A 24,798-nucleotide genomic window follows, 5' to 3' on the forward strand; every position below is an offset into this window, starting at 1 on the left:
CGGTGGAACCGCCGCCGCCCCCGGCCCGGGAGGGGACCCGGGGCGGGGGCGGCGGCGTGGTGCGGGCCGGGGCTAGACGCCCGCGTAGGAGTGCTTGCTGTTCACGAAGATGTTCACGCCGTAGTAGTTGAAGAGGAAGCAGCCGAAGGCGATGAGCGCGATGTACGCGGCCTTGCGGCCCTTCCAGCCGGCGGTGGCGCGGGCGTGCAGGTAGGCGGCGTAGCCGACCCAGGTGATGAAGGACCAGACCTCCTTGGCGTCCCAGCCCCAGTAGCGGCCCCACGCGTCGCCGGCCCAGATGGCGCCCGCGATGATCGTGAAGGTCCACAGCGGGAAGACCGCCGCGTTGACCCGGTAGGCGAACTTGTCGAGGGTCGCGGCGGCGGGCAGCCGCTCCAGGACCGAGCGGGCGAAGCCGCTGGGCGTGCCGCCGCCGGCCAGCTTGCTCTCGTACGAGTCGCGGAACAGGTAGAGCAGGGTGGCGACCGCGCCGAGGTAGAAGACGGCGCCGCAGAAGATGGCGGTGGAGACGTGGATCCACAGCCAGTACGAGTCGAGGGCCGGGACGAGCTGGTCGCTGTCGCTGTAGAGCCAGGTGGTGGCGAGGCCCAGGTCGAGCAGGACCGTGGTCACCAGGGGCAGGCCGATCCAGCGGACGTTCTTCTTCGCGACCAGGAAGCCGAGGTAGGCGCCGACCGCCACCGTGGAGAAGGTGGTGGAGAACTCGTACATGTTGCCCCAGGGGGCGCGCTGCACGGCGATGGCGCGGGAGATCACGCCGGCCGCCTCGATCAGGAAGCCGAGGGCGGTGAGGGAGACGGCGATCCGGCCGTACAGGTCGCCCTTGACGGTGCCGCCGGCGGCACCGGGGCCGTCCGGGACGTCGCGGGTGCCGGCGGCGGACCGGGTGATGACCTCGGGCCGGTCCAGGACGGCGGTCCCGCCGGCCTTCTTGACCTGGACGGACACGGTGGCGGGCGCGGTCTTCGACGGCGTCAGCGCGGCGGCGGTGCGGCCGACCTTGCTGCGGCTGCCGAACACCCACTCGGCGATGTGGGCGAGGAAGGCCAGGGTGTAGACGGCCATCGAGGAGTAGACGAGCGTATTGCTCATCTGCGCCAGGCTCGCGTTGGTCTCGGCGGCGAGGATCACTTCTCGGCCCCTTCTGATGCTTCTGCTTCGGCAGGTTCGGGCGCCGGGGGCGCCTGGGCGGTGAGCGCGACCGCGAGATCGGCGAGCTCCTCGGGCAGCTTGGCGGACTCGCTGCGGCCGAGGCCCGCCATCTCGACGACGGTCGTGCCGTCGTCACCGCGGACGGCGCGGACCCAGACCCGGCGCCGCTGGATGAAGAGGGAGCCGGTGAGGCCGGCGATGGCGGCGACGGCGCCGGTGAGGGCGAGGCCGTTGCCGGGCTGCTGGGAGACCTGGAAGCTCGCCCACTCCTTGATCTCCTTCTCGAAGGTGATCGAGCCGGCGCCGTCGGGCAGGGTCATCGTCTCGCCGGGCAGCAGCCGCTTGGCGACCCCGGTGCCTCCGTCGACCTTGTACTGGGTCATCTTGGAGGTGTCGAGCTGGTAGACGTTCTGCGGCAGGCCGGAGTCGACGCGCAGGTCGCCGTGGAAGCCGGTGAGGGCGAGGACGGGGAAGTCGAGCCCGGGGAACTGGGACACCATGGTGCCCTTCCCCGCGCCGGCGAAGGTCGGCACGAAGAAGGCCGTGAAGCCGAGCTGCTCCCGCTTGCCGTTCTTGTCGCGGTAGCCGTCCATGACCTTGACCGCGCCGGTCGAGGTGATGTTGTTGTCGACCGGCAGCATGGGCACGGCGCCGTTGAAGACGACCTTGCCGCGGCCGTCCTTGACGGTGAGGACGGGGGCGTAGCCGTGGGAGATCAGGTAGACCTTGGAGTCCCCGACCTTCAGCGGCTGGTTGACCCGGATGACGGCCTTCTCGTCCTTGCCGTCGCCGCGCGTGTAGGTGACGTCCGCCTCGAAGGTGCGGGGGGTGCCGCGCTGCGGGCCGGTCTTCTCGTAGGTGCCGGTGAAGCTGTTCAGGGTGAAGCCGAACGGTTCCAGCTCGTCGGTGGCGAACTGGGAGCCGGACTTGAAGTCGTCGTACTGGGTGAGCGTGTTGGAGAAGCCGTCGCCCTCGACGATCAGCTTGCCGCCCTCGGACTTGAAGAGGACGCCCCAGGCGAAGGCGACCAGCATGACGATGAGCGCGATGTGGAAGACCAGGTTGCCGACCTCCCGCAGGAAGCCCTTCTCGGCGGCGACCGCGTCGTCCACCGTGTGGGCGCGGAAGCGGCGGCCCTTGAGGAGGGCGCGGGCGGCCTCGCGGACCTGCTCGGGCTCGGCCTCGGTGCGCCAGGTGGTGTAGGCGGGGAGGCGGGTGAGCCGCTTGGGGGCGCCCGGCGGGCGGCTGCGGAGCTGGCCGACGAACTGCCAGGTGCGCGGCACGATGCAGCCGATGAGCGAGACGAACAGCAGGATGTAGATCGCGGAGAACCACACCGAGCCGTAGACGTCGAACAGCTGGAGCTTCTCGTAGAGCGGGGTGAGGGTCTCGTGCGCCTTCTTGAAGTCGGCGACCTTGAGCTCGTCCACGCTGTTCTGCGGGATGAGGGAGCCGGGGACGGCGCCCAGGGAGAGCAGGAACAGCAGGATGAGCGCCACCCGCATGGAGGTGAGCTGGCGCCAGAACCAGCGGATCCAGCCGACGGCCCCGAGGGTGGGGCCGCCGGGGGCGGGCCCGGCCGGGTCCTCCTTGGGCGCGGTGGACAGGTCCGCGCCGGCCGCCTCGTCCCCCGGGGACGTGTCGGCCGCGCCGGCCGCGTCGGTCGCGGAGGGCGTGTCGGCCTCGTCGGCCGCCGGGTGCTCGCCGGTCGTGCCGGTCGTGTCGGTCGTGCTCATGGATCAGATTCCCACCGTGAAACCGCTGGACCAGCCCTGCATCGTGGAGACCATGCTGTCCCAGATGCCCGTGAGGAGCAGGATGCCGGTGACGACCATCATGGCGCCGCCGATCCGCATCACCCAGACGTAGTGCTTCTTCACCCAGCCGAACGCTCCGAGGGCCTTGCGGAAGGCGACGGCGGCGAGGACGAAGGGGACGCCGAGGCCGAGGCAGTACGCCAGGGCGAGGATCGCTCCCCGGCCGGCGCTGGCCTGTTCGAGGGCGAGGGCGTTGACGGAGGCGAGGGTCGGACCGATGCAGGGGGTCCAGCCGATGCCGAAGAGGGCGCCGAGGACGGGGGCGCCGAGGAGGCCGGTGACGGGCTTCCGGTGGAAGCGGAACTCGCGCTGGGTGAACCAGGGCATCAGCCCGGCGAAGAACAGCCCCATGAGGATCATGAAGACGCCGAGGACCGTGCTGAGCGTCCCGCTGTACTCCTGGAGGGTGGCGCCGAAGAAGCCGAAGAGGGCGCCGCCGGAGACGAAGACGGCGGTGAAGCCGGCGACGAAGAGGAGCGATCCGGCGGCCATCCGGCCGCGCCGGTTCTCGGCGAGGTCGGTGCCGGTGACGCCGGTGACGTAGCTGAGGTAGCCGGGGACGAGCGGGAGCACGCACGGCGAGAAGAAGGAGACCAGCCCGGCCAGGAGGGCGACGGGGAAGGCGAGCAGCAGGGCTCCGCTGGTGACGGTCTCGTTCACCGGCTCACTTCTCCTGGAGCAGCGGGTCGATCATGGACCGGAGCTTGGTCTCGTCGAGGGCCATCAGGGCGCGGGCCGCGATCTTGCCCTCCTTGTCGAGGACGACGGTGGAGGGGATGCCCTTGAGGCTGAGGGTGCCCTTGGGGAAGCCGAAGAGGATCAGCTTGCCGTCGGGGTCGTACAGGCTCGGGTAGGGGACCTTGTAGTCCTCTTCGAAGGTGAGGGCCTGCTGCTTGTTGAAGTCGCGGGTGTTGAGGCCGACGAAGGCGACGTCCTTGCCCTTGTACGCCTCCGCCGCCTTGGCGAAGTGGGGGGCCTCGGCGCGGCAGGGGCCGCACCAGGAGCCCCAGGCGTTGAGGACGACGACCTTGCCCTTGAGGTCGGCGACGTCGAGCTTCGTGCCGTCGAGGGTCTCGCCCGCGATGGTGTCGATGTCGGCGCGCTCGCCCTTGGCCGCGGTGGAGATGCCGCCCTTGCTGGTGACGAAGTTGGTGTTGCCGCCGCCCGAGGTGTCGTCGGCGTCCCCGCCGCCGCAGGCGGAGAGCACGAGGGCGGCGGACAGCGCGCCGGCGGTCGCGAGGACGCGCCGGGGGGCAGGACGGAGGCCACGGCTAAGGCTCATGTGAAAAGTTTCGCATGGGCGTTTGGGGGATCTTGGGCACCCCCCTACGTGCCCGTGATGCCCCTTGTCAAGATCGCCTAAGCCGCCCGCCGGAATCGGCCCGGCCCCGGCCCCCGGCGGGGGGGCCGGTCACGGCGCGGCGGGACGCCCGGGGGGGCGGCGGTCACGGCGTGGCGGGATGCCGAGGGGCGGCGGCGGTCACGGCGTGGCGGGGGTGCCCGAGGCGGTGCCGGTCGCGGCCGGCCGCAGGTAGGAGTTCCAGCCGCCGGCCGGCTTCTGGCCGACGCCGAGGCCGCGCAGGCGGTCCAGGACCAGCGGGTCCTGCACGTCCATCCAGTCGGTGAACTGGCGGAACGAGACCAGCCGGACGTCCTTCTTCCCGGCCATCGCCTTGAGTGCCTCCTCGACGGCGTCCATGTAGATGCCGCCGTTCCACTGCTCGAAGTGGTTGCCGACGAAGAAGGGCGCGCGATTCGTCTCGTACGCGCGCGTGAAGCCCGCGATCAGCGCCTCGGTGGCCTGCTTGCGCCAGCCCGGGTAGCGGGAGGGCATGCCCTTGGTGCTGTTCTTGGACTGGTTCGCGAGGATGTTGTAGTCCATGGACAGGACCTCGAAGGAGTGGCCGGGGAAGGGCACGGCCTGGAGCGGGAAGTCCCAGATGTCCTGGCGCTTGACCGGCCAGGTCTGGATGCCGCCGGGCGAGCTGGCGTCGTAGCGCCAGCCGAGGCGCTTGGCGGTGGGCAGCAGGTTGTCCCGGCCGAGGAGGCAGGGGGTGCGGCCGCCGACGAGCTCCTTGGAGTAGTCGAAGGGCAGCGGGTCGAGGTCGGTCCAGCCGGTGTTCGTCTTCCAGCGGGTGACGAAGCCCATGGCCTGGTCGATCTCGCTCTGCCACTGGGCGGGGGTCCAGTTGGCGACGGAGCCGGAGCCGCCGCAGAAGTGCCCGTTGAAGTGGGTGCCGATCTCGTGTCCTTCGAGCCAGGCCCGGCGGACGTTCTTCAGCGTGTCCTTGATGTGGTCGTCGGTGAGGTAGCCGATGTCGGAGGCGCCGACCCGGTTGTTCGGCGGCCGGTAGAGGTCCTTCTTGGACTCGGGCAGCAGGTAGACGCCGGAGAGGAAGAAGGTCATGGCGGCGTCGTGGTTCTTCGCCAGGTCCAGGAAGCGGGGGAAGAGGCCGTTGCCGACCTCGCCGGCGCCGTCCCAGGAGAAGACGACGAACTGGGGCGGGGTCTGGCCGGGTTCGAGGGGGACGGGGGCGTCGGGCTGGTGGGGCTGCTTGCCGGTGTCGGCGGTGGAACCGTCGCCGATCGGACGCGCGTCCTCCTTGGTGGGGGCGGGCGTCACGGGCCCGTCGGTCCCGCTGCCGCCGCCCTGGGCCGGCCCGGAACTGCCCTTCTTCTCCGCGCCGTCCGTCCCGCATCCCGCGATGCCGAGTGCGGCGGCGGCACCGACGCCCGCTCCGAGAAGGCCCCTTCGACTGATCCCGCGCATGTCATCCCCATTCGCGCTGCTGTTTGACCCGAAACATCATCCAAACCGACAATGAGTGAGATGTGGGGATGAACACGGAGGTTCCAGTCAATCGCACAAAAATTTCAGAGCAATCGAATGACGGGGCGATCGAATGACATGTACATCATTCGACCGCCCCGCACTGTGCCCGGCCCCGCCCGCCCTGTCCAGCGCACGGGGGTCTCCCGCCGGGGCGGTCGCCGGAACCTAGGCCCCGAACGCCTTCGCCTTGCCCTTGACCGGCTTGGCGCCCGCCCGCAGGTGCACCGGCACCAGGTCGATCGCCGGCTCGCTGTAGCCGACCGACACGATCCGGTCACCGCGGTACGTGAACGAGGTCAGCGAGGCCAGCGTGCACTGCCGCCGCCGCGGGTCGTGCCACAGCCGGCGCCGCTCCACGAAGGACCGCACGATCCAGATCGGCAGCTGGTGACTGACCAGCACCGCCTCGTGCCCGCGCGCCGCGTCCCTCGCCGCGTCCAGCGCGCCCATCATCCGGACGACCTGCTCGATGTACGGCTCGCCCCAGGACGGCTGGAAGGGGTTGGTCAGGTGCTTCCAGTTGGCCGGGCGGCGCAGCGCCCCGTCGCCGACGCCGAAGGTCTTGCCCTCGAAGACGTTCGCCGCCTCGATCAGCCGCTCGTCGGTGGCCAGTTCCAGGCCGTGCGCCTTGGCGATCGGCGCGGCCGTCTCCTGCGCCCGCTCCAGCGGGGAGGCGACGACGTACGTGATGTCCCGCTCGGTCAGCGACTCCGCCACCCGGTCGGCCATCTTCCGGCCCAGCTCGGAGAGGTGGTAGCCGGGGCGGCGCCCGTAGAGCACGCCGTCCGGGTTGTGCACCTCGCCGTGGCGCATCAGGTGGACGACGGTGACGTCCTGCTTCGTGTCGGCGCTCATGCGGTGGCCTCCGCGGCGGCGCGGGCGGCGGCGGGCAGCGCGGCGGCGATCCGCTCGACCGCGCGCTCGTCGTGGGCGGCCGAGACGAACCACGACTCGAAGGCCGACGGCGGCAGGTAGACGCCGTCCGCGAGCATCGAGTGGAAGAAGGCGTTGAACCGGAACGCCTCCTGCCGCTTCGCCTCGTCGTAGTTCCGCACCTCGTCGGCGGTGAAGAAGACCGAGAACATGTTGGACGCGGTCTGGAGCCGGTGCGCCACGCCCTCCTTCGCCAGCGCCCCGGTGACCAGGCCCTGGATCTCCTTCGAGACCGCGTCCACCGTCGCGTACGCGGCCTCGTCGAGCAGCCGCAGCTGCGCGAGCCCGGCGGCGGTCGCGACCGGGTTCCCGGAGAGGGTGCCCGCCTGGTAGACGGGGCCCGCCGGGGCCAGGTGGCCCATCACGTCGGCGCGGCCGCCGAAGGCCGCCGCCGGGAAGCCGCCGCCCATGACCTTGCCGAAGGTCATCAGGTCGGGCTTCACGCCGTCCACGCCGTACCAGCCGGCCCGGCTCGTACGGAAACCGGTCATGACCTCGTCGGAGACGTACAGCGCGCCGTTCTCCCGGCACAGGTCCGCCAGGCCCTGGTTGAAGCCGGGCAGCGGCGGGACGACGCCCATGTTGCCCGGCGACGCCTCGGTGATCACACAGGCGATCTCGCCCGGGTGCGCGGCGAACGCCGCCCGCACGGCCTCCAGGTCGTTGTACGGCAGCACGATCGTGTCGCCCGCCTGCGCGCCGGTCACGCCGGGCGTGTCGGGCAGGCCGAAGGTGGCGACGCCGGAGCCCGCCGCGGCCAGCAGCGCGTCCACGTGGCCGTGGTAGCAGCCGGCGAACTTGACGACCTTCGCGCGCCCGGTGAAGCCGCGGGCGAGCCGGATCGCGGACATCGTGGCCTCGGTGCCGGAGGAGACCAGGCGGACCTGCTCGACCGGCTCGACCCGGGCGACGATCTCCTCGGCGAGCGCGACCTCGCCCTCACCGGGGGTGCCGAAGGAGGTGCCGCGCGCCACCGCGGCCTGCACGGCGGCGGTGACCTCGGGGTGCGCGTGGCCGAGAATCATCGGCCCCCACGAGCAGACGAGGTCGACGTACTCCCGACCGTCCGCGTCCGTGAGGTACGGACCCGTACCGGACACCATGAAGCGGGGCGTACCGCCCACGGCCCGGAAGGCACGCACCGGTGAGTTCACGCCGCCGGGCGTCACAAGGGACGCGCGGTCGAAAAGCGTCTGTGAGACTGGGGCTTCGTATGAATACGACACAGTGATCCTGACCTGCGAGTACGACGTCTGGTACAGAAGGACGGTGTGGACACCCCGCCGTGCGCTCCGTACCGGACGCCGAGGCGCCGGTTCCCCGCGTCTGCGAAACTGGGACGGCGGGGGCGTCATTGGGGATGGCCCACGCGATCCATGGTGTCAGAGGCCACGGCGTTTCTTGCGGACAGGTGTTTCACCGCTGTGACGCGGGGGAGGTCACTGACACGATGATCGGGTCGCGCGGCGGGTTCGTGTTGCCGAGAAAAAGCAGTCGGGTGGAGATATGCATCGCGGTGGCGGACCGGGCGAGGGGACGGACGACCTGGGTCCGGAGCCTGTCCGGCGGGGGAGGCACCGGCGGCGGCGGGCCGAGGACCCGGCCGCGCCGGAGCATCGCGCTTCCCCGGAGCAGCCCGGGGACGGCCCGCCCCTCGGGGGCCGCAGCTTGCGGGTGACCTACAAGTACTTCGGCGCGCCCGACGGCGCGACGGCGGCCCGCGTCCCCATCTCGATGCGCCCGGAGGAGCTGGGCGGCGACGAGCTGGGCATGGGCGGCATGTTCTCCAAGATCAAGCCCGAGACGATAGCCGCGATGGTCCTCACCGGCATCCAGGGCCTGCCCCTGCACAAGGTCCCCCCGCTGGAGCTGGTCGTCCTCCATCCCGACTACGCGGTGGTGAAGCTCCCCACGACCGTGGTGGACCCGCTGCGCGCGATCGGCGAGGAGTCCGTCGGCGCCGCCGCCTTCATCTGGTCCACCGTCCCCGACCGGGGCGGCCCGCGCGACGCGTTCGACGTCTACCAGCTCCTCCACGAGTGGCAGGACTTCTCGGTCCGCCTGCACGAGGCCGGCCACCAGCCGTACTGCCTGGTCTGGCCCTGACCCCTCCCCCTCTCCGGCCGTCTCCTTCTCGCCTTCTTCCAGATTTCCGAACGTCATAGCGCAATAAATTAGGACGAATCGGATCTAATGCTTGGAGGTCGGTTCCAGAGACGCCGTACGAGGAGGACCCCGCCATGACCGGAGTACGCACGTCCGCCCCCGCCGCCCGCATGCCCGGGGCGCGCGCCGCGACCTGCGAACCCATGCAGATCTCCGAGGTCGCCGCCCGCACCGGACTCCCCCTGCGCACCATCCGCCAGTACGAGGACCGCGGACTCGTCGTCCCCTCCGCCTCCTCCCCCGGCGGCTTCCCCCTCTACACCGACTCCGACGTGGCCCGCCTCATGGTGATCCGCCGCATGCAGCCGCTCGGCTTCGGCCTCGACGAGACCCGCGAACTCCTCACCTCCGTCGACCGCCTCGCCGCCGACCTCCCCGGCACCGACACCGAGCTCGACGAGGAGGAACGCGCCCTCCTCGTCGCCCGCGTCCGCCGCTACGAGGAAGCCGCCGCCGCCCGCGTCGCCGACCTCCGCGCCCAGCTCGCCCGCGCCGAGGAGTTCGCCGCCTCCCTCACCTCCCGCCTGACGACCTGACCCGGGGGCATCGGCCCCGGCGCGTCAGGCCCCGGAACATCAGGCCCCGGGCACGCCGAGGCCGGAAACGTCAGGCCCCGGGCACGCCGAGGCCGGGAAGGCCAGGCCCCGGACGCGTCAGGGCTCAAGGGCCCGGGCCACCGCGCGGAAGAAGCGGGCGTACGCGGCCGGACTCGGCGGCACCTCCGGACTCCACGGCACCAGCCGCGCCCCGGCCGGCACCCGCCCCACAGGGGACGTCGCGTGCGCCCGGTCGTCGTACAGGACAAGGTCCGGGCCCGCCTCGACGGCCCGCTCCCACCCCCCGGTCAGCCAGTTCGCCCCCGGACCCGGCCCCGGGTCCAGGAACCGCACCCCCAGCTCGGCCAGCCGCGCCAGCTCCGGCCACGCCCCCGGCCGCGCCAGGTGCACCTGCTCCGGCCCGCCCCCGGAGAGCGCCAGCACCCCCGGCCCCGCCGCCCCGGCCGCCGCCCGTACCGCCTCCTCCGCCGCCGCCAGCTCCCCGCCGCCGTCCCCCGCGGCCCCCGGTCCGGCGGACCGTGCGGGCGGTACGGCCTCCGGCCCGGCGAGCCCTTCCCCCGCCACGGCCTCCGGTCCGCCGAGGGCCGCGCCCAGCGCCCCGAACCGGCCGATGATCTCGCCCAGGGGCAGCTCGCCGCCGACCGAGAGCGCCACCAGCGGCACCCCCAGCCGTTCCGCGAGCCCCTCGTCGACGGCGTACGGACTCTTCCCGTCGTACGTGACGTCCACCACCAGGTCCGGCGCCACCGCCCGCAGCCGCTCCTCGTCCAGCGCCCGCCCCGGCCCCAGGTACGGCACCCCGGCCGCCGCGAGCCCGCCGTCCTTCGCGGGGTCCGGCTCCGGCCCGTCGTGCCCCGACCCGTACACCGCGACCGGCACCACCCCCAGGTCCAGCAGGGCCGCCCCCGCCCGGACGTAGGCCACCACCCGCGCCGGAACCGCCGGCGCCACCGCCTCCACACCCCTGTCGTCCGCGAATCCCCAACCGCGCGCACCCGCTCCGGACATGTGACCGCTCCTCCCCGGGCCGGAAACCGTCTCCGCCGCCACCTTCGAACGGTTCCCCGCCCCGCACAAGAGGGCCTGCCGCCACGCGCCGCCGTACCCGCGCGCCGCCGGCCGGCTCCGCCGACCGCGCGCCCCGCGGTCACGGCCCCGGTCCCGGCTCAGACCGCGGGGTGTTCCCGCGGGTCGCGGCCCGTCGTCACGAGCAGGCGCTCGAACGGGGTCGCCCCGGCCGGCGGGGTGACGGCCTCGCCGAAGACCTTCGCCTCGCGGGCCATCGGCGCCATCCGCTCCACCTCGCCGGCCAGCCCGGCCACCACCGCCGGGTCCGGCTCGAAGTCACGGCCGGTGGCCCGCGCCAGGTCCCAGGCGTGCACCGTGAGGTCGAGCAGCACCATCGCCCCGACCATGCGGGCCGGCAGCCCCATCGCCCCCGAGGTGCCCTCCTCGGCGCCCGGCTCCGCCCACGCCTCGACCAGGCGTCCGGTCTCCGCCGCGAAACCGGCCCGCCACCCGGCCCCGGCGACCCGGTCCGGGATCTCCGAGAAGTCGGCGTCCTCCTTCGCCGCCAGCGCCTGGAAGTTCACGACCACGGCGAACAGGTGGTTGAGCAGGGCGCGGACGTCGTACTCGGCACAGGGCGTGGGTGCGCCGAGGTCGGCGTCCGCGATGCCCTCGACCAGCGGGACGGCCCGGTCGGCGGCGAGGCGGAGCAGTTCGCTCACGCGGGGCTGGGAGGTCTCTTCGTACGTCATGCCCCCACGCTAGGGAAACGCCCCGGGCGGGTCTTGAAGAAACCCGCCACGCGCCCGGACGGATCCCTGATCCCCTCCCTCGGGGCGGCGCGGCCGGGGCTTTCCGGCCTACGATCAAAGGATGGCCGACCCCGCCCCGCGCCGGGACACCCGGGGCATCGTCACCCCCGGCGAGCTCTTCTCCCGGGTCCGCTTCCGCCGGCACCTGCCCGCGCCCGAATTGCGCCCCTGGCTGGAGCACTACTGGCTGATCGACTGGGCGCTGCCGGAGCCGTACGAGACCCGGGTCGTGCCGCATCCCTCGGTCAACGTGGTCTTCCAGCGGTACGGGCCGCTGGGCGACGCCTCCCGGAACCGGTCCTCCGCGGAGGTCTCCGGGATCGGGCTCGGGCTGTTCACGAAGCGGCTTGAGGGCACCGGCCGGGTGTGCGGGATCCAGTTCCGGCCCGGCGGCTTCCGGCCCTTCGCGCCCGCCCTGCCGGTGTCCGAGTGGACGGGGCGCCGCGTGCCGCTGGCCGACGTGTTCCCCCTCACCGAGGCGTTCCCGGGGGCGGGCGGCAGCGGCGGCGAGGAGGCCGTCCTGTCCTCCGTGCTCACGCCCGGGACCGACGAGGCGCGGGTAGCCGCCCTCGACGCGTTCCTCCTCGCCCACGGCCCCGCCCCCGATCCGGCCGCCGTACAGGCGATGGAGCTGGTGGAGCTGGTCCGGTCCGACCGGAGCGTGCGGCGGGTGGCCCGGCTCGCCCGTCTGTCGGGGCTCTCGCCCCGCTCCCTCCAGCGGCTGTTCGCCTCCCACGTCGGCGTCGGCCCGAAGTGGGTGATCCTGCGCTACCGCCTCCACGAGGCCCTGGAGCGGGCCGGGGAGGAGACCCGTCCGGCGGGCGCCCACCCGGACTGGGCCGGTCTGGCGGCCGAGCTGGGCTACAGCGACCAGGCCCACCTGGTCCGCGACTTCACCGCCACCGTCGGCCTCTCCCCCGCCGCGTACGCGCGGGCGGCGGCCGTGCCCTGAGGCGCCTTGTTACGAGGCGGCGGGAAGCGGCCGGGAGAAGTGGAAGGCGTCGATGTCGAAGCGTTCCCGCAGGTAGAAGCGGTGGGCGCTGGTGCGCTGGGTGCCGGAGTCCAGGCTCACCTCGGTGCAGCCGGCGGCCCGCGCGTGGCCTTCCACATGGGCGATGAGGGCGTGGCCGACGCCGGTGGAGCGCTCGGCGGAGGCGGTCACCAGATCGTCCACGTACAGCTTGCGCACCGCGCTGGTGTTGTCGACGATCCGCCATCCGGCGACGCCGACGCAGCGGCCGTCGTCACGGTAGGCGGCGGAGAAGCGCAGGCCCTGCGCGTGCCCGCGCGCGTACACGTCCCGGAACAGCTCCGGGGTGAGGTGCGGGCGCAGTTCGAGGAGGACCGGGAGGAGGTCGGTCTCCAGGCGCGGGTCGCCGGGGCCGAGTTCGATGATCTTCATGCGGGGGACGGTATCCCGGCCCCGGGCCTCCCGGGGAGCCCCGCCGGGCGCTCCCGCCGGGGCGGCCGGAAATCCGTGGCCCGGCCCCGGGGGCGGTGCCATCCTGTCCCCGTGAACGGACCCGAGATCCAGATCAGCTTCGCCCCCGGCCTCGCCGTCTTCGTCGCCGCCGCCCGGCGCGCCGGACGCACCGCCGTCACCACCGACGGCGTCTCCTCGCTGGGCCACGTCGTGGAGTCCCTCGGCGTCCCGCTCACCGAGGCCGGCCGGCTCCTCGTCGACGGCCGGCCGGTGGACACCGCGCACGTGCCGTCGGCCGGCGAGACCGTCGAGGTGGAGGGCGTCGTCCGCCCGCAGCGGGTGCCCGGCGCGCCGCTCCGCTTCCTGCTCGACGTGCACCTCGGCACGCTGGCCCGGCGGCTGCGGCTGCTCGGCGTGGACGCCGCGTACGAGAACGAGGACCTCGGCGACCCGGCCCTGGCCGCGCTCTCCGCGCGCGAACAGCGGGTCATGCTCTCCCGCGACCGGGGGCTGCTGCGCCGCCGCGAGCTGTGGGCGGGCGCGTACGTCTACAGCGACCGGCCCGAGGACCAGCTCCGCGACGTCCTGGAGCGCTTCGCCCCCGCCCTCGCCCCCTGGACCCGCTGCACCGCCTGCAACGGCCGCCTGGAGGAGGCCGACAAGGACGTCGTGCGCGAGCGACTGGAGCGGGGCACGGAGAACACGTACGACGTGTTCGCCCGGTGCGGGCGGTGCGAGCGCGTCTACTGGCGCGGCGCGCACCACGCGCGCCTGGAGGCGATCGTCGAGGAGGCGGTACGGGAATTCGGCGGCACCGCCGCCGCCTGAGAAACCGGATCCTGGATATCGGATCCAAGGTCCGGGATCCAAGGTCCGGGATCCAAGGTCCGGGATCCGGGATCCGGGATCCGAAGGCCAGGATCTCGGATCCAGAATCCAAGATCCCGGATCCCGGATCCCGCCCCCTCAGAAAACGTACGGATCCCCCGTAGCCAGCACCAGCACCCGATGCCGGTCGTTGACCGGGTTGCGGTCGATGCCACCGGCCCGCCAGGCGGTGCTGACGTCGACCGTGAGTTCCTGCGGGCGGCCGAGGGTCCGCAGCTCCAGGGACAGTTCGCCCGACTCACCGCCGGCGGGGAGGCCGCCGGTCCGGCAGGAGATCACGCGGGCGCTGCTCCACAGGCAGCCGGACGGCAGGTCGCGGCCGCCCTCCATGGGGGCGGAGAAGGCGAGCCGCACGGTGGCCTCGGCCACGTCGGCGGGGCCTTCGTTGCGGCTGGCCAGCCGTACGCCGACCCGGCCGTCCCACAGGGAGACCCGGCCGTGATGGGCCAGATCGGATTCGGTGCCGGCCACCACGGGACCGGCCACGCCGGAATCGGCCGAGGCGACAGCGGTCCCGGCACCCAGGAACACCAGCGCCGTGAGCGCGGCTCCCGTCACACCCTTCGACATCACACGCATAGGAGAAAAATACCCACGGAACATCCGATCGTCTGACAACCCGTCAGTCAGCGTGTCCCCCGCCCCGCCCTATCCTGGCCCTCACACCGACCGGACCGTCCACCTGTGCGAGGAGCCCCGCCATGTCCGCCCCCATCGCCGTCGTCACCGGAGCGAGCAGCGGCATCGGCGCCGCCACGGCCCGGCAGCTGGCCGCCGCCGGCTACCGCGTGGTCCTCACCGCCCGCCGCAAGGACCGCGTCGAGGCCCTCGCCGCCGAGATCACCGAGGCCGGCCACCAGGCGACCGCGTACGCCCTCGACGTCACCGACCGCGCCGCCGTCAACGAGTTCGCCTCCGCCTTCCGCACCCTCGCCGTCCTCGTGAACAACGCCGGCGGGGCCCTCGGCCTCGACCCGGTCGCCACCACGGACCCCGAGGACTGGCGCCGCATGTACGACGTCAACGTCCTCGGCACCCTCCACATGACCCAGGCCCTGCTGCCGGCCCTCACCGCGAGCGGCGACGGCACGGTCGTCGTCCTCTCCTCCACCGCGGGCCACGGCACCTACGAGGGCGGCGCCGGGTACGTCGCGGCCAAGAACGGCGCCCGGGTCCTCGCCGAGACCCTCCGCCTGGAGATCGTCGGCACCCCGGTCCGCGTCATCGAGATCGCCCCCGGCCTGGTGAAGACCGAGGAGTTCGCCACCACCCGCTTCCGCGGCGACACCGACCGCGCCGCCGCCGTCTACGCGGGCGTCGCCGAGCCGCTCACCGCCGACGACGTCGCCGAGACCGTCACCTGGGCCTGCACCCGCCCCCCGCACGTCAACATCGACCTCCTGGTCGTCCGCCCCCGCGCCCAGGCGTCCAACACCAAGCTCCACCGCGAGCCGTAGGACGCGCGCGGGGGCCGGCGCGCACCCGCGCGCCGGCCCCCGCGCCGTACCGCTCAGCCCTTCACGCAGATGACCTGCTTGAGCTTGGCGACGACCTCCACCAGGTCGGTCTGCTGCTCGATGACCTGCTCGATCGGCTTGTACGCGCCCGGGATCTCGTCCACGACGCCGGAGTCCTTGCGGCACTCGACGCCCCGCGTCTGCTCCTCCAGGTCCCGCGTGGTGAAGCGCCGCTTCGCCGCGCTCCGGCTCATCCGGCGGCCGGCGCCGTGCGAGGCCGAGTTGAACGAGGCCGCGTTGCCGAGGCCCTTCACGATGTACGAGCCGGTGCCCATCGAGCCGGGGATGATCCCGAACTCCCCGGAGCCCGCCCGGATCGCGCCCTTGCGGGTCACGAGCAGGTCCATGCCGTCGTACCGCTCCTCCGCCACGTAGTTGTGGTGGCAGGAGATCACCGGGTCGAAGGAGACCTTCGCCTTCCGGAACTCCTTGCGGACGACCTCCTGGAAGAGCGCCATCATGATCGCGCGGTTGTACTTCGCGTACTCCTGAGCCCAGAACAGGTCGTGCCGGTAGGCGGCCATCTGCGGCGTGTCCGCGACGAACACCGCCAGGTCGCGGTCGATCAGGCCCTGGTTGTGCGGGAGCGACTGCGCGATGCCGATGTGGTGCTCCGCCAGCTCCTTGCCGACGTTGCGGGACCCGGAGTGCAGCATGAGCCACACCGAACCGGATGAATCAACACAAAGCTCAACAAAGTGGTTTCCCCCGCCCAGCGTTCCCATCTGCAACGCAGCCCGTTCGCGGCGGAACTTCACCGCGTCCGCCACCCCGTCGAAGCGGGACCAGAAGTCGTCCCAGCCCGAGGTGGGGAACTGGTAGAGCCGCTTCGGGTCGACCTCCGCGCGGTGCAGACCGCGGCCGACCGGGATGGCCTGCTCGATCCGGGTGCGCAGGCGGGAGAGGTCGCCCGGGAGGTCGTTGGCGGTCAGGGAGGTCTTGACGGCGGACATGCCGCAGCCGATGTCCACGCCGACCGCCGCCGGACAGACCGCGCCGCGCATGGCGATGACCGAACCGACCGTGGCGCCCTTGCCGTAGTGGACGTCCGGCATGACCGCCAGGCCCTCGATCCACGGCAGCGTCGCCACGTTGTGGAGCTGTCGCATCGCGCCGTCCTCGACGGCGGCCGGGTCGGCCCACATCCGGATCGGCACCCGTGCCCCCGGCACCTCGACGTACGACATACTCCCTCGATTCCCCCGATAGATCCAGATAGACCCGATAACGCAAAAACCGGTGCCAAAGCCCGTACAAGTGAGGGCGGACCAGCATCAACGGCTGCGCGTGCGATAGACATTGTGTCCATCCGCCCTCTCCGGGCGGCAAACAGTTTTCTGGGAAACACTTCGGGAGAAGGGAGCCTGGGACCGTGCAGCGAAAGAGGTACGCCCCCGGCCGCGACGGCGCCTCGGGCACCCGCCCCACCCCCCTCGCCGTGCTCGCCGCGGGCCTCGGGCTCGCCGCCGGGCTGGGGCTCACCGGCTGCTCGGCCGGCGGGACCGCCGAGGACGTGGCGCTCGACGCGAAGGCCGGGTCCGGGACGACGCCCGTCGTCGCACCGGGCCGCTACCGCACCCTCTTCGAGCCCTGCGGCGCCGTCCCGCAGGCCACCCTCCAGGCCCTGCTGCCCGCCACCGCCGCGCTGACCGAGCCCGAGCGCGCCGAGATCCTCCGGGGCACGCACGCCGCCACGTACGACACCGACCGCCGCGTGGGCTGCTCCTGGAACGCCGACTTCGGCGGGGAGGCGCAGCGGCTGGTGCTCGACGTGGAGCGGGTGGTCTCCTACGACCCGGCGGTGAGCGACGCGACGCGGGCCCAGGAGGTGTTCGCCCGCAAGCAGCTCGCGGCGAAGATCCCGCTGCCGCCGGCGGAGCACCCGGACGGCGCCCCGAGCGGCGCCGCCGGCACGACCGCCGCGGCGCCGCCCCCGGGCACGCCGTCCGGTCCGGCCTCGCACCCGGCGCCGCCCCCCGGCTCGGACGCCGCTTCGCACGCTCCCGCGCACGACCCGTCGGCCCCCGTGTCGCCGTCCGCGCCGTCCGCGTCGGCCGGGGCGCCCTCCGCCTCCGCGACGACCGGTCTGGAGCCCCGGCAGCTGAGCGGCCTCGGCGACATCGCGTTCCTCGACGACGTCCCCGGCACGGCGGGCGGCAGCGGCCACCAGCGGGTCGTGAGCGTGGTGTTCCGCACATCGAACGTGCTCGTGACCGTCGAGTACCTGGGGCGGACGACGGGGGTGGAGACGCCTCCGGACAGCAAGGAACTGCAGGACAGGGCGCAGAACCTGGCCCGGCTGCTGGCCGACCGGCTGGAGGAGTAGCGGCCCGGGAGGCGTTTCGCGCGAGCCCCGGGGCGGCGGGGGGACCACGTAACGTGTCGGCGTACCCAGGGCCGCCCACCGGCGCCGGCCGTACGACAAGCGACTGAAGGAACCATGCAGCGAACAGCTTCGCGTCTCACCCGACTCCTCGCCTGCGCCGCCGTCCCGGTGATGCTCGTCGTCGCCGGCTGCTCCTCCGACGCGGGCAGCGGTGACGGCGGGGGCGGCAAGGCGAAGACCGGGGCGGGCGCGGACGCGGGCTCGGGCACGGGCGGGGAGGCGGCGACGCCGTCCCCGAAGCCGAAGCCGACGGTCGAGGCGGCGCGGTTCGCGAAGCTGCCGCAGGCGTGCCAGGCGGTCACGGAGAAGACGACGGGCGCCCTGGTGCCGAAGGCGAAGGCCCCGAAGGGCACGGCCGCCTCGTCGACGGACCTGGCGCTGCGCGGCGGCTGCTCGTGGAACGGCCTGGAGGACAAGGGCGTCAAGGGTTCGCAGTACCGGTGGCTGGACGTGTCCTTCTACCGGTACGACTCGGAGGCGTCCCTCGGCAGCGGCCAGGACCGGGCGCGGGAGAACTTCGAGAAGGAGGTCGCGAAGGTCCAGGCGACCGAGAACGCCCAGAAGGTGAGCACGGCGGCGACGCCGGGCATCGGCGACGAGGCGAAGACGGTCACGTACACGGTGCGGAAGACCGGCGAGGACTTCGTCTACTCGTCGGTGGTGGCGCGGACGGGCAACGTGCTGGTGCTGCTGACCTACAACGGCACGGGGTACTGGGGCGCGGCGGAGCCGGAGCTGAAGAAGGTCGTCGAGGGCTCGGCGACGGCGGCGAAGGAGGCCGTGGCCTCGGTGGCCGCGGCGAACAAGTAGCCGTACCTCCGGCGGTCGTACAAGTCTCAATCATCGCAAAGCACCACGGATCGCCAGGTCAGCGCGGAGCCCGTCCCTCCCCAGAGGGCCGGGCTTCGCTCATGTGTGCCACTCTGGGCGCGCGAACGTCGTAAGCACGGGAGGGGTCGCGGGTGGCCGCGATAGAACTGACACGGACACACCGCATACTCATCGGCGTCGTCATCGGCGGCGCGGTGATCATCGCGGGGATCGGTTTCGCGGGTTCGTACACGGCGGTGCGGGAGCTCGCCGTGCACAAGGGCTTCGGCACGTTCGCGTACTTCTTCCCGATCGGCATCGACGCGGGCATCTGCGTGCTGCTCGCCATGGACCTGCTGCTGACGTGGATCCGCATCCCGTTCCCGCTGCTGCGGCAGACGGCGTGGCTGCTGACGGCGGCGACGATCGCGTTCAACGGCGCGGCGGCCTGGCCGGACCCGCTGGGCGTGGGCATGCACGCGGTGATCCCGGTGCTGTTCGTGGTGGCCGTGGAGGCCGCGCGGCACGCGGTGGGCCGGATCGCGGACATCACGGCGGACAAGCACATGGAGGGCGTGCGGCTGACCCGGTGGCTGCTGTCGCCGATCCCGACGTTCCGGCTGTGGCGGCGGATGAAGCTGTGGGAGCTGCGGTCGTACGAGCAGGTGATCAAGCTGGAGCAGGAGCGGCTGATCTACCAGGCGCGGCTGCAGGCCCGGTTCGGCCGGGCGTGGCGGCGGAAGGCGCCGGTGGAGGCGCTGATGCCGCTGCGGCTCGCGCGGTACGGCGTGCCGCTGGCGGAGACCGCTCCGGCGGGGCTGGCGGCGGCCGGGGTGGACCCGGTGCTGCTGCCGCCCCACCCGCACCAGGACCTGTACGGGGCGGCGCCGGCGCAGCCGGTGGCCCCGGCGGCGGTGACGGCGGCCCCGGAGCTCGCGCCGGTGGTGACGGCTCCCGAGGCCCCGGCGCCGGCCGTGGAGCAGGCGCCCCCGGTGGCGCCGCCGGAGCCGAACCACGAGAGCCCGTGGTTCGACACCCCGCAGGTGACGCCGGAGGGGTACGACGGGGCGTACTACGACCCCCGGGCGGGCGAGCCGCAGGCGGAGGACGTGGAGGAGACCGGCTACAAGGCGGCCTACGGCCACGTGCAGGAGCACGGGGCCTTCCCCGATCCGTACGAGCTGGAGCAGCTGGTGTCGGCGGCGTACGGCTTCCAGCGGCTGCCGGAGCCGATGGCGGAGCGGCTGCGGCAGGCGACGCCCCGGATCATGGAGCTGATCCAGCAGGAGATGGCGGCGTACGACCCGTCCTGACCGGACGGTGGTGCGCGCGGACGGCCGAGGGCCGCCCCGGAGGTCCGGGGCGGCCCTCGGCCGTCTGTGCGGGGTTACGCGGCGAGCAGCTTGCGGACCCGGTCCGCGCCGACGGCGAGGAGGAGGGTGGGCAGGCGGGGGCCCGTCTCGCGGCTCACGAGGAGCTTGTAGAGCAGGGCGAAGAAGGAGCGCTGGGCGACCTTCAGCTCGGGGGTCGGCTTGGCCTCGGGGGTGAGGCCGGCCATCACCTTGGGGACGCCGTAGACGAGGGTGGTGAGCCCGTCGAGGGACCAGTGGTCGTCGAGGCCCTCCAGGAGGAGGCGGAGCGACTCGCGGCCCTCGTCGTCGAGGGAGCCGAGGAGCTCGGTGTCGGGCTCCTCGCGGACGATGGTGCGCTGGTCGGCCGGGACCTGGGTGGTGATCCAGTTCTCGGCGCGGTCGAGGCGCGGCCGGACCTCGTCGAGGGAGGTGACCGGGGAGTCGGGGTCGAGGTCGGTGAGGATGCGGAGGGTCTGCTCGTCGTGGCCTGCGGTGATGTCGGCGACGGAGGCGAGCGTGCGGTACGGGAGCGGGCGCGGGGTGCGCGGAAGCTCACCGGCTGCGGTGCGGGCGGCGCGCGCGTGGGCGGCGGCGTCGGCGGGCAGGGCGGTGCCGTCGGCGACCTTGGCCTCCAGCTTGTCCCACTCGTCGTAGAGCCGCTGGATCTCCTGGTCGAAGGCGATCTTGAAGGACTGGTTGGGGCGGCGGCGGGCGTAGAGCCAGCGCAGGAGCTGGGGCTCCATGATCTCCAGCGCGTCGGCGGCGGTGGGGACGCCGCCCTTGGAGGAGGACATCTTGGCCATGCCGCTGATGCCGACGAAGGCGTACATCGGGCCGATGGGCTGGACGCCGTCGAAGATCTCGACGATCTGGCCGCCGACCTGGAAGGAGGAGCCGGGCGAGGAGTGGTCGACGCCGGAGGGCTCGAAGATCACGCCCTCGTAGGCCCAGCGCATCGGCCAGTCGACCTTCCAGACGAGCTTGCCCCGGTTGAACTCGCTGAGCTTCACGGTCTCGCCGAAGCCGCAGGAGGAGCAGGTGTAGGCCAGCTCGGTGGTGTCGTCGTCGTAGGAGGTGACGGTGGTGAGGTCCTTCTCGCACCGGCCGCAGTAGGGCTTGTACGGGAAGTAGCCCGCGCCGCCGCCGGAGCCGTCGTCCTCGCCGGCGGCGCCGGAGCCCTCGGCGGCCTCCAGCTCGGCCTCGTCGACGGGCTTCTGCGACTGCTTCTTGGGGGCCTTCTTCGTCCGGTACTGGTCGAGGACGGCGTCGATGTCGCCCCGGTGGCGCATGGCGTGCAGGATCTGCTCGCGGTAGACGCCGGAGGTGTACTGCTCGGTCTGGCTGATGGGGTCGTACTCGACGCCCAGCTCGGCCAGGGCCTCGACCATGGCGGCCTTGAAGTGCTCGGCCCAGTTGGCGTGGGGCGAGCCGGCGGGGGCGGGGACGGAGGTCAGGGGCTTGCCGATGTGCTCGGCCCAGGACGCGTCGATGCCCTCGATGCCGTTCGGCACCTTGCGGTAGCGGTCGTAGTCGTCCCACGAGATGAGGTGGCGGACGGTGTACCCGCGGCGGCGGATCTCGTCGGCGACCAGGTGGGGGGTCATGACCTCGCGGAGGTTGCCCAGGTGGATGGGGCCGGAGGGCGAGAGGCCGGAGGCGACGACGACCGGTTTGCCAGGCGCACGTCGCTCCGACTCGGTGATGACCTCGTCCGCGAAACGGGAGACCCAGTCGGTCTCGGTGCTGCTCTGAGCCACGGTCGTTACGTCCTTCTTCTTTCTCGGATCCCTCAAAGCCTTACGGGGCCATTCTCCCAGACGGAACGGAGCACCCGGAGGTTGTCCACAGGCCGGGGGGATGTCGGGGGATCGGGGGTGCCTGTCCACAGGTGTGGACGGCGGCGAAAACACGTTGCCCGCCCGTGGGACACTTGACAAGCGATATAGCCCACCCAGCACCTACACAGGAACGGAAGCTCATGGCCTCGGTCCCTTCCCTCGCTTCGACCGTGCAGCAGCGCCTCGCGGAAGGTCTCTCGGCAGCCCTGCCGGAGGCCGGTGCCGCCGACCCGCTGCTGCGACGAAGCGACCGGGCCGATTTCCAGGCCAACGGCATCCTGGCGCTGGCCAAGCGGTTCAAGGGCAACCCCCGGGAGCTGGCGGCGAAGGTCGTCGACGCGCTCCCGGCCGATGACGTGCTGGCGGAGATCGAGGTCTCCGGCCCCGGCTTCCTCAACATCACCGTGTCGGACGCGGCGATCGTCCGGACCCTGGCGGCCCGGGCGGCCGACGCGCGCCTGGGCGTGCCGCTGAACGGGGCGGCGGGCACCACGGTCATCGACTACGCCCAGCCGAACGTGGCGAAGGAGATGCACGTCGGCCACCTGCGGTCGGCGGTCATCGGCGCGGCGATGGTGGAGATCCTGGAGTTCACGGGCGAGACCGTGGTCCGCCGGCACCACATCGGCGACTGGGGCACCCAGTTCGGCATGCTCATCCAGTACCTGATCGAGCACCCGCACGAGCTGGACCACGGCTCCGAGGGCGGCGAGGTCTCCGGCGAGGAGGCCATGTCCAGCCTGAACCGGCTGTACAAGGCGTCCCGTGCCCTCTTCGACTCCGACGAGGAGTTCAAGACGCGGGCGCGCGCCCGCGTGGTGGACCTCCAGGCGGGCGACGAGGAGACCCTCGCCCTGTGGCAGCGGTTCGTCGACGAGTCGAAGATCTACTTCTACTCGGTCTTCGACAAGCTCGACATGGACGTCCGGGACCCCGACATCGTCGGCGAGTCCGGGTACAACGACATGCTCCAGGAGACGTGCCGCCTCCTGGAGGAGTCCGGCGTGGCGGTCCGCTCCGAGGGCGCGCTGTGCGTGTTCTTCGACGACGTGAAGGGCCCGGACGGCAACCCGGTGCCGCTGATCGTCCAGAAGTCCGACGGCGGCTTCGGCTACGCGGCGACCGACCTGTCCGCGATCCGCGACCGGGTGGGGAGCCTGAAGGCGTCGACGCTGCTGTACGTGGTGGACGCCCGCCAGTCGCTGCACTTCAAGATGGTCTTCGAGACGGCCCGCCGGGCGGGCTGGCTGAACGACGACGTGAAGGCCGTCCAGCTCGCCTTCGGCACGGTCCTCGGCAAGGACGGCAAGCCGTTCAAGACCCGTGAGGGCGAGACGATCCGGCTGGTGGACCTGCTGGACGAGGCGATCGACCGGGCCTCGGCCGTGGTCCGGGAGAAGGCCCAGGACCTCACCGAGGAGGAGATCGCCGAGCGGGGCACCCAGGTGGGCATCGGCGCGGTGAAGTACGCGGACCTGTCGACGTCGGCGGCCCGCGACTACAAGTTCGACCTGGACCAGATGGTGTCGCTGAACGGCGACACGTCCGTCTACATCCAGTACGCGTACGCCCGTATCCGGTCGATCCTGCGGAAGGCCGGGGAGGCGAAGCCGGCCGCCCACCCGGAGCTGGAGCTCGCGGCCTCGGAGCGGGCCCTCGGCCTGCACCTGGACGGCTTCGGCGAGACCGTCGCGGAGGCCGCCGCGGAGTACGCGCCGCACAAGGTGGCCGGGTACCTGTACCAGCTGGCGTCGCTGTACACGACGTTCTACTCGGAGTGCCCCGTCCTGAAGGCGGACACCCCGGAGCAGGTGGAGAGCCGCCTCTTCCTGTGCGAGCTGACGGCCCGCACCCTGCACCAGGGCATGGCCCTGCTGGGCATCCGGACGCCCGAGCGCCTCTGACGCCGGCGCCCCCGGGCGCTAGCGGTTGATCGGGTACGAGGTGCGGCCCGAGGCGTCGTCGATCTCCGCGTGGGCCTTCTGGAGCAGTTGCGAGGCCAGGTCCATCAGGGCGCGGGCCCCGGCGATCTCCTCGCCGACGCGCAGCTGCTCGGGATCGGAGGGGTGCCGGTGCGCGGTGCCGTGGGCCCGGTACTCGGAGCCGTCCGAGAGCCGGACCATGGCCGCCGCCCGCGTCCGGTCGCCCTCCTCCTGGAACTCCATCTCGACGTGCCAGCCGACGAGGGTGTTCATCATGGGGACCACCTCCAGAGAGGTACCTGTCGGGTACCTCTCCAGGGTGCGCCGGTCCGCCGCTCCTAGCGAGCGGACCGGAGGGCGCGGGCGGCCTCGGTGGCCCAGTAGGTGAGGATCATCTTGGCGCCGGCCCGGCGGATGCCGGTGAGGGTCTCCATGATCGCCTTGTCGCGGTCGATCCAGCCGCGCTGGGCGGCGGCCTCGACCATCGCGTACTCGCCGCTGATCTGGTAGGCGGCGACGGGCACGTCCACGGCCTCCGCGACCTTCGCGAGGACGTCGAGGTACGGGCCGGCGGGCTTCACCATCACCATGTCCGCGCCCTCCTCCAGGTCGAGCGCGAGCTCGCGCATCGACTCGCGGAGGTTGGCCGGGTCCTGCTGGTAGGTCTTGCGGTCGCCCTTGAGGGACGAGCCGACGGCCTCGCGGAAGGGGCCGTAGAAGGCGGAGGAGTACTTCGCGGTGTACGCGAGGACCGACACGTCCTCCTTGCCGATGGTGTCCAGCGCGTCCCGGACGACGCCGACCTGGCCGTCCATCATCCCGGAGGGGCCGACCACATGGGCGCCCGCGTCGGCCTGGACCTGCGCCATCTCGGCGTACCGCTCCAGGGTGGCGTCGTTGTCGACCCGGCCGTCGTCGGCGAGGACGCCGCAGTGGCCGTGGTCGGTGTACTCGTCGAGGCACAGGTCGGACATGACGATCAGCTCGTCGCCGACCTCGGCCCGCACGTCGCGGAGCGCGACCTGGAGGATGCCGTCGGGGTCGGTGCCGGCCGTCCCCAGCGCGTCCTTCTTCGCCTCCTCGGGCACGCCGAACAGCATGATCCCGGAGACCCCGGCCTCCAGCGCCTCCACGGCGGCCCGGCGCAGGGTGTCCCGCGTGTGCTGCACGACCCCGGGCATCGCCTCGATCGGCACGGGCTCGGTGACGCCCTCGCGCACGAACGCGGGGAGGATCAGGTCGGCCGGGTGCAGGCGCGTCTCGGCGACCATCCGCCGCATGGCGGGCGTCGTCCGCAGCCGGCGCGGCCGCGCTCCCGGAAAGCTTCCATACGAGTTCATCCCCCGAGGCTACGCCCGCCCCG

The 24,798-nt window shown here is 72.5% G+C and carries 24 protein-coding genes; 9 read left to right on the plus strand and 15 right to left on the minus strand.

Annotated elements, in window-relative coordinates; all coding sequences use genetic code 11:
• Positions 1–72 precede the first annotated feature (72 nt).
• From ccsB to hemL, 7 genes are all read right to left on the minus strand, one after another.
• Positions 73–1,152, minus strand: coding sequence for a c-type cytochrome biogenesis protein CcsB (gene ccsB, locus IE219_RS27585; RefSeq protein WP_189982348.1), 1,080 nt, complete (start codon positions 1,150–1,152; stop codon positions 73–75).
• Positions 1,149–2,909: a cytochrome c biogenesis protein ResB gene (gene resB, locus IE219_RS27590; RefSeq protein WP_189982350.1), complete on the minus strand. Its 1,761-nt coding sequence runs from the start codon at positions 2,907–2,909 to the stop codon at positions 1,149–1,151. Before resB ends, ccsB begins: the two co-directional genes overlap by 4 nt.
• A gap of 3 nt (positions 2,910–2,912) precedes the next feature.
• Positions 2,913–3,650: a cytochrome c biogenesis CcdA family protein gene (locus tag IE219_RS27595; RefSeq protein WP_189982352.1), complete on the minus strand. Its 738-nt coding sequence runs from the start codon at positions 3,648–3,650 to the stop codon at positions 2,913–2,915.
• Between the two features lie 4 nt (positions 3,651–3,654).
• Complete coding sequence (locus IE219_RS27600) at positions 3,655–4,272, minus strand: TlpA family protein disulfide reductase (protein WP_189982354.1); 618 nt, start codon at positions 4,270–4,272, stop codon at positions 3,655–3,657.
• 198 nt (positions 4,273–4,470) lie between these two features.
• Entirely contained in the window at positions 4,471–5,760 is a 1,290-nt protein-coding gene (locus IE219_RS27605) for a polysaccharide deacetylase family protein (protein WP_189982356.1), read from the minus strand.
• Positions 5,761–5,988: 228 nt separating this feature from the next.
• Positions 5,989–6,678 carry a histidine phosphatase family protein gene (locus tag IE219_RS27610; RefSeq protein ID WP_189982358.1) on the minus strand — a complete coding sequence of 230 codons (690 nt, stop codon included), beginning with the start codon at positions 6,676–6,678 and terminating at the stop codon, positions 5,989–5,991.
• Positions 6,675–7,982, minus strand: a complete 1,308-nt coding sequence (gene hemL / locus IE219_RS27615; protein ID WP_189982360.1) for a glutamate-1-semialdehyde 2,1-aminomutase — start codon at positions 7,980–7,982, stop codon at positions 6,675–6,677. Before hemL ends, IE219_RS27610 begins: the two co-directional genes overlap by 4 nt.
• Before the next feature lie 280 nt (positions 7,983–8,262).
• Here hemL and IE219_RS27620 point away from each other — a divergent pair, with 280 nt between their 5' ends.
• Both IE219_RS27620 and IE219_RS27625 read left to right on the plus strand, forming a co-directional pair.
• On the plus strand, positions 8,263–8,862 hold the full coding sequence (locus IE219_RS27620; RefSeq protein ID WP_189982361.1) for a hypothetical protein: 600 nt from the start codon (positions 8,263–8,265) through the stop codon (positions 8,860–8,862).
• Between the two features lie 203 nt (positions 8,863–9,065).
• Positions 9,066–9,458 (plus strand): MerR family transcriptional regulator, encoded by a 393-nt coding sequence (locus IE219_RS27625; protein WP_189982438.1) that lies wholly within the window; start codon positions 9,066–9,068, stop codon positions 9,456–9,458.
• Between the two features lie 117 nt (positions 9,459–9,575).
• Here the strand turns inward: IE219_RS27625 and IE219_RS27630 are convergent, their stop codons facing one another.
• Positions 9,576–10,487, minus strand: a complete 912-nt coding sequence (locus IE219_RS27630) for a substrate-binding domain-containing protein (protein ID WP_189982363.1) — start codon at positions 10,485–10,487, stop codon at positions 9,576–9,578.
• Positions 10,488–10,645: 158 nt separating this feature from the next.
• Positions 10,646–11,239: a TIGR03086 family metal-binding protein gene (locus tag IE219_RS27635; protein WP_189982365.1), complete on the minus strand. Its 594-nt coding sequence runs from the start codon at positions 11,237–11,239 to the stop codon at positions 10,646–10,648.
• 121 nt (positions 11,240–11,360) lie between these two features.
• On the opposite strand from IE219_RS27635, the gene IE219_RS27640 reads away from it, so the two are divergent.
• The gene (locus tag IE219_RS27640) at positions 11,361–12,251 is read left to right on the plus strand and encodes a helix-turn-helix domain-containing protein (RefSeq protein ID WP_189982367.1); all 891 of its coding nucleotides are present in this window, start codon (positions 11,361–11,363) and stop codon (positions 12,249–12,251) included.
• A gap of 9 nt (positions 12,252–12,260) precedes the next feature.
• On the opposite strand, the gene IE219_RS27645 is transcribed toward IE219_RS27640, so the two are convergent.
• Positions 12,261–12,701, minus strand: a complete 441-nt coding sequence (locus tag IE219_RS27645; RefSeq protein WP_189982369.1) for a GNAT family N-acetyltransferase — start codon at positions 12,699–12,701, stop codon at positions 12,261–12,263.
• Positions 12,702–12,812: 111 nt separating this feature from the next.
• Here IE219_RS27645 and IE219_RS27650 point away from each other — a divergent pair, with 111 nt between their 5' ends.
• A complete protein-coding gene (locus IE219_RS27650) occupies positions 12,813–13,550 on the plus strand; it encodes a Mut7-C RNAse domain-containing protein (protein ID WP_189982371.1) in 738 nt (245 codons plus the stop codon).
• 138 nt (positions 13,551–13,688) lie between these two features.
• Here the strand turns inward: IE219_RS27650 and IE219_RS27655 are convergent, their stop codons facing one another.
• Entirely contained in the window at positions 13,689–14,189 is a 501-nt protein-coding gene (locus IE219_RS27655) for a hypothetical protein (protein WP_229850065.1), read from the minus strand.
• Positions 14,190–14,311: 122 nt separating this feature from the next.
• Here IE219_RS27655 and IE219_RS27660 point away from each other — a divergent pair, with 122 nt between their 5' ends.
• Positions 14,312–15,067: an SDR family NAD(P)-dependent oxidoreductase gene (locus IE219_RS27660; RefSeq protein ID WP_189982373.1), complete on the plus strand. Its 756-nt coding sequence runs from the start codon at positions 14,312–14,314 to the stop codon at positions 15,065–15,067.
• A 53-nt stretch (positions 15,068–15,120) separates the two neighbouring features.
• Here IE219_RS27660 and IE219_RS27665 read toward each other — a convergent pair whose 3' ends face one another.
• Positions 15,121–16,314 carry an RtcB family protein gene (locus IE219_RS27665; RefSeq protein ID WP_189982374.1) on the minus strand — a complete coding sequence of 398 codons (1,194 nt, stop codon included), beginning with the start codon at positions 16,312–16,314 and terminating at the stop codon, positions 15,121–15,123.
• A gap of 185 nt (positions 16,315–16,499) precedes the next feature.
• Here IE219_RS27665 and IE219_RS27670 point away from each other — a divergent pair, with 185 nt between their 5' ends.
• The 3 genes from IE219_RS27670 to IE219_RS27680 all read left to right on the plus strand — a co-directional run bounded on the left by IE219_RS27670 (position 16,500) and on the right by IE219_RS27680 (position 19,636).
• Positions 16,500–17,453, plus strand: a complete 954-nt coding sequence (locus IE219_RS27670) for a DUF3558 domain-containing protein (RefSeq protein ID WP_189982377.1) — start codon at positions 16,500–16,502, stop codon at positions 17,451–17,453.
• A 114-nt stretch (positions 17,454–17,567) separates the two neighbouring features.
• Positions 17,568–18,323, plus strand: coding sequence for a DUF3558 domain-containing protein (locus IE219_RS27675; protein ID WP_189982379.1), 756 nt, complete (start codon positions 17,568–17,570; stop codon positions 18,321–18,323).
• Between the two features lie 152 nt (positions 18,324–18,475).
• Positions 18,476–19,636: a DUF2637 domain-containing protein gene (locus IE219_RS27680; RefSeq protein ID WP_189982381.1), complete on the plus strand. Its 1,161-nt coding sequence runs from the start codon at positions 18,476–18,478 to the stop codon at positions 19,634–19,636.
• A gap of 74 nt (positions 19,637–19,710) precedes the next feature.
• On the opposite strand, the gene lysS is transcribed toward IE219_RS27680, so the two are convergent.
• Entirely contained in the window at positions 19,711–21,432 is a 1,722-nt protein-coding gene (lysS, locus tag IE219_RS27685; protein WP_229850068.1) for a lysine--tRNA ligase, read from the minus strand.
• Between the two features lie 221 nt (positions 21,433–21,653).
• On the opposite strand from lysS, the gene argS reads away from it, so the two are divergent.
• Positions 21,654–23,417, plus strand: a complete 1,764-nt coding sequence (gene argS / locus IE219_RS27690; protein ID WP_189982385.1) for an arginine--tRNA ligase — start codon at positions 21,654–21,656, stop codon at positions 23,415–23,417.
• Positions 23,418–23,435: 18 nt separating this feature from the next.
• On the opposite strand, the gene IE219_RS27695 is transcribed toward argS, so the two are convergent.
• Both IE219_RS27695 and hemB read right to left on the minus strand, forming a co-directional pair.
• A complete protein-coding gene (locus IE219_RS27695; protein ID WP_189982443.1) occupies positions 23,436–23,708 on the minus strand; it encodes a DUF1876 domain-containing protein in 273 nt (90 codons plus the stop codon).
• Positions 23,709–23,773: 65 nt separating this feature from the next.
• On the minus strand, positions 23,774–24,775 hold the full coding sequence (hemB, locus tag IE219_RS27700; RefSeq protein WP_189982387.1) for a porphobilinogen synthase: 1,002 nt from the start codon (positions 24,773–24,775) through the stop codon (positions 23,774–23,776).
• Positions 24,776–24,798: the final 23 nt, after the last annotated feature.

This window comes from Streptomyces termitum (genome assembly GCF_014650175.1).
GTDB lineage: Bacteria > Actinomycetota > Actinomycetes > Streptomycetales > Streptomycetaceae > Streptomyces > Streptomyces termitum.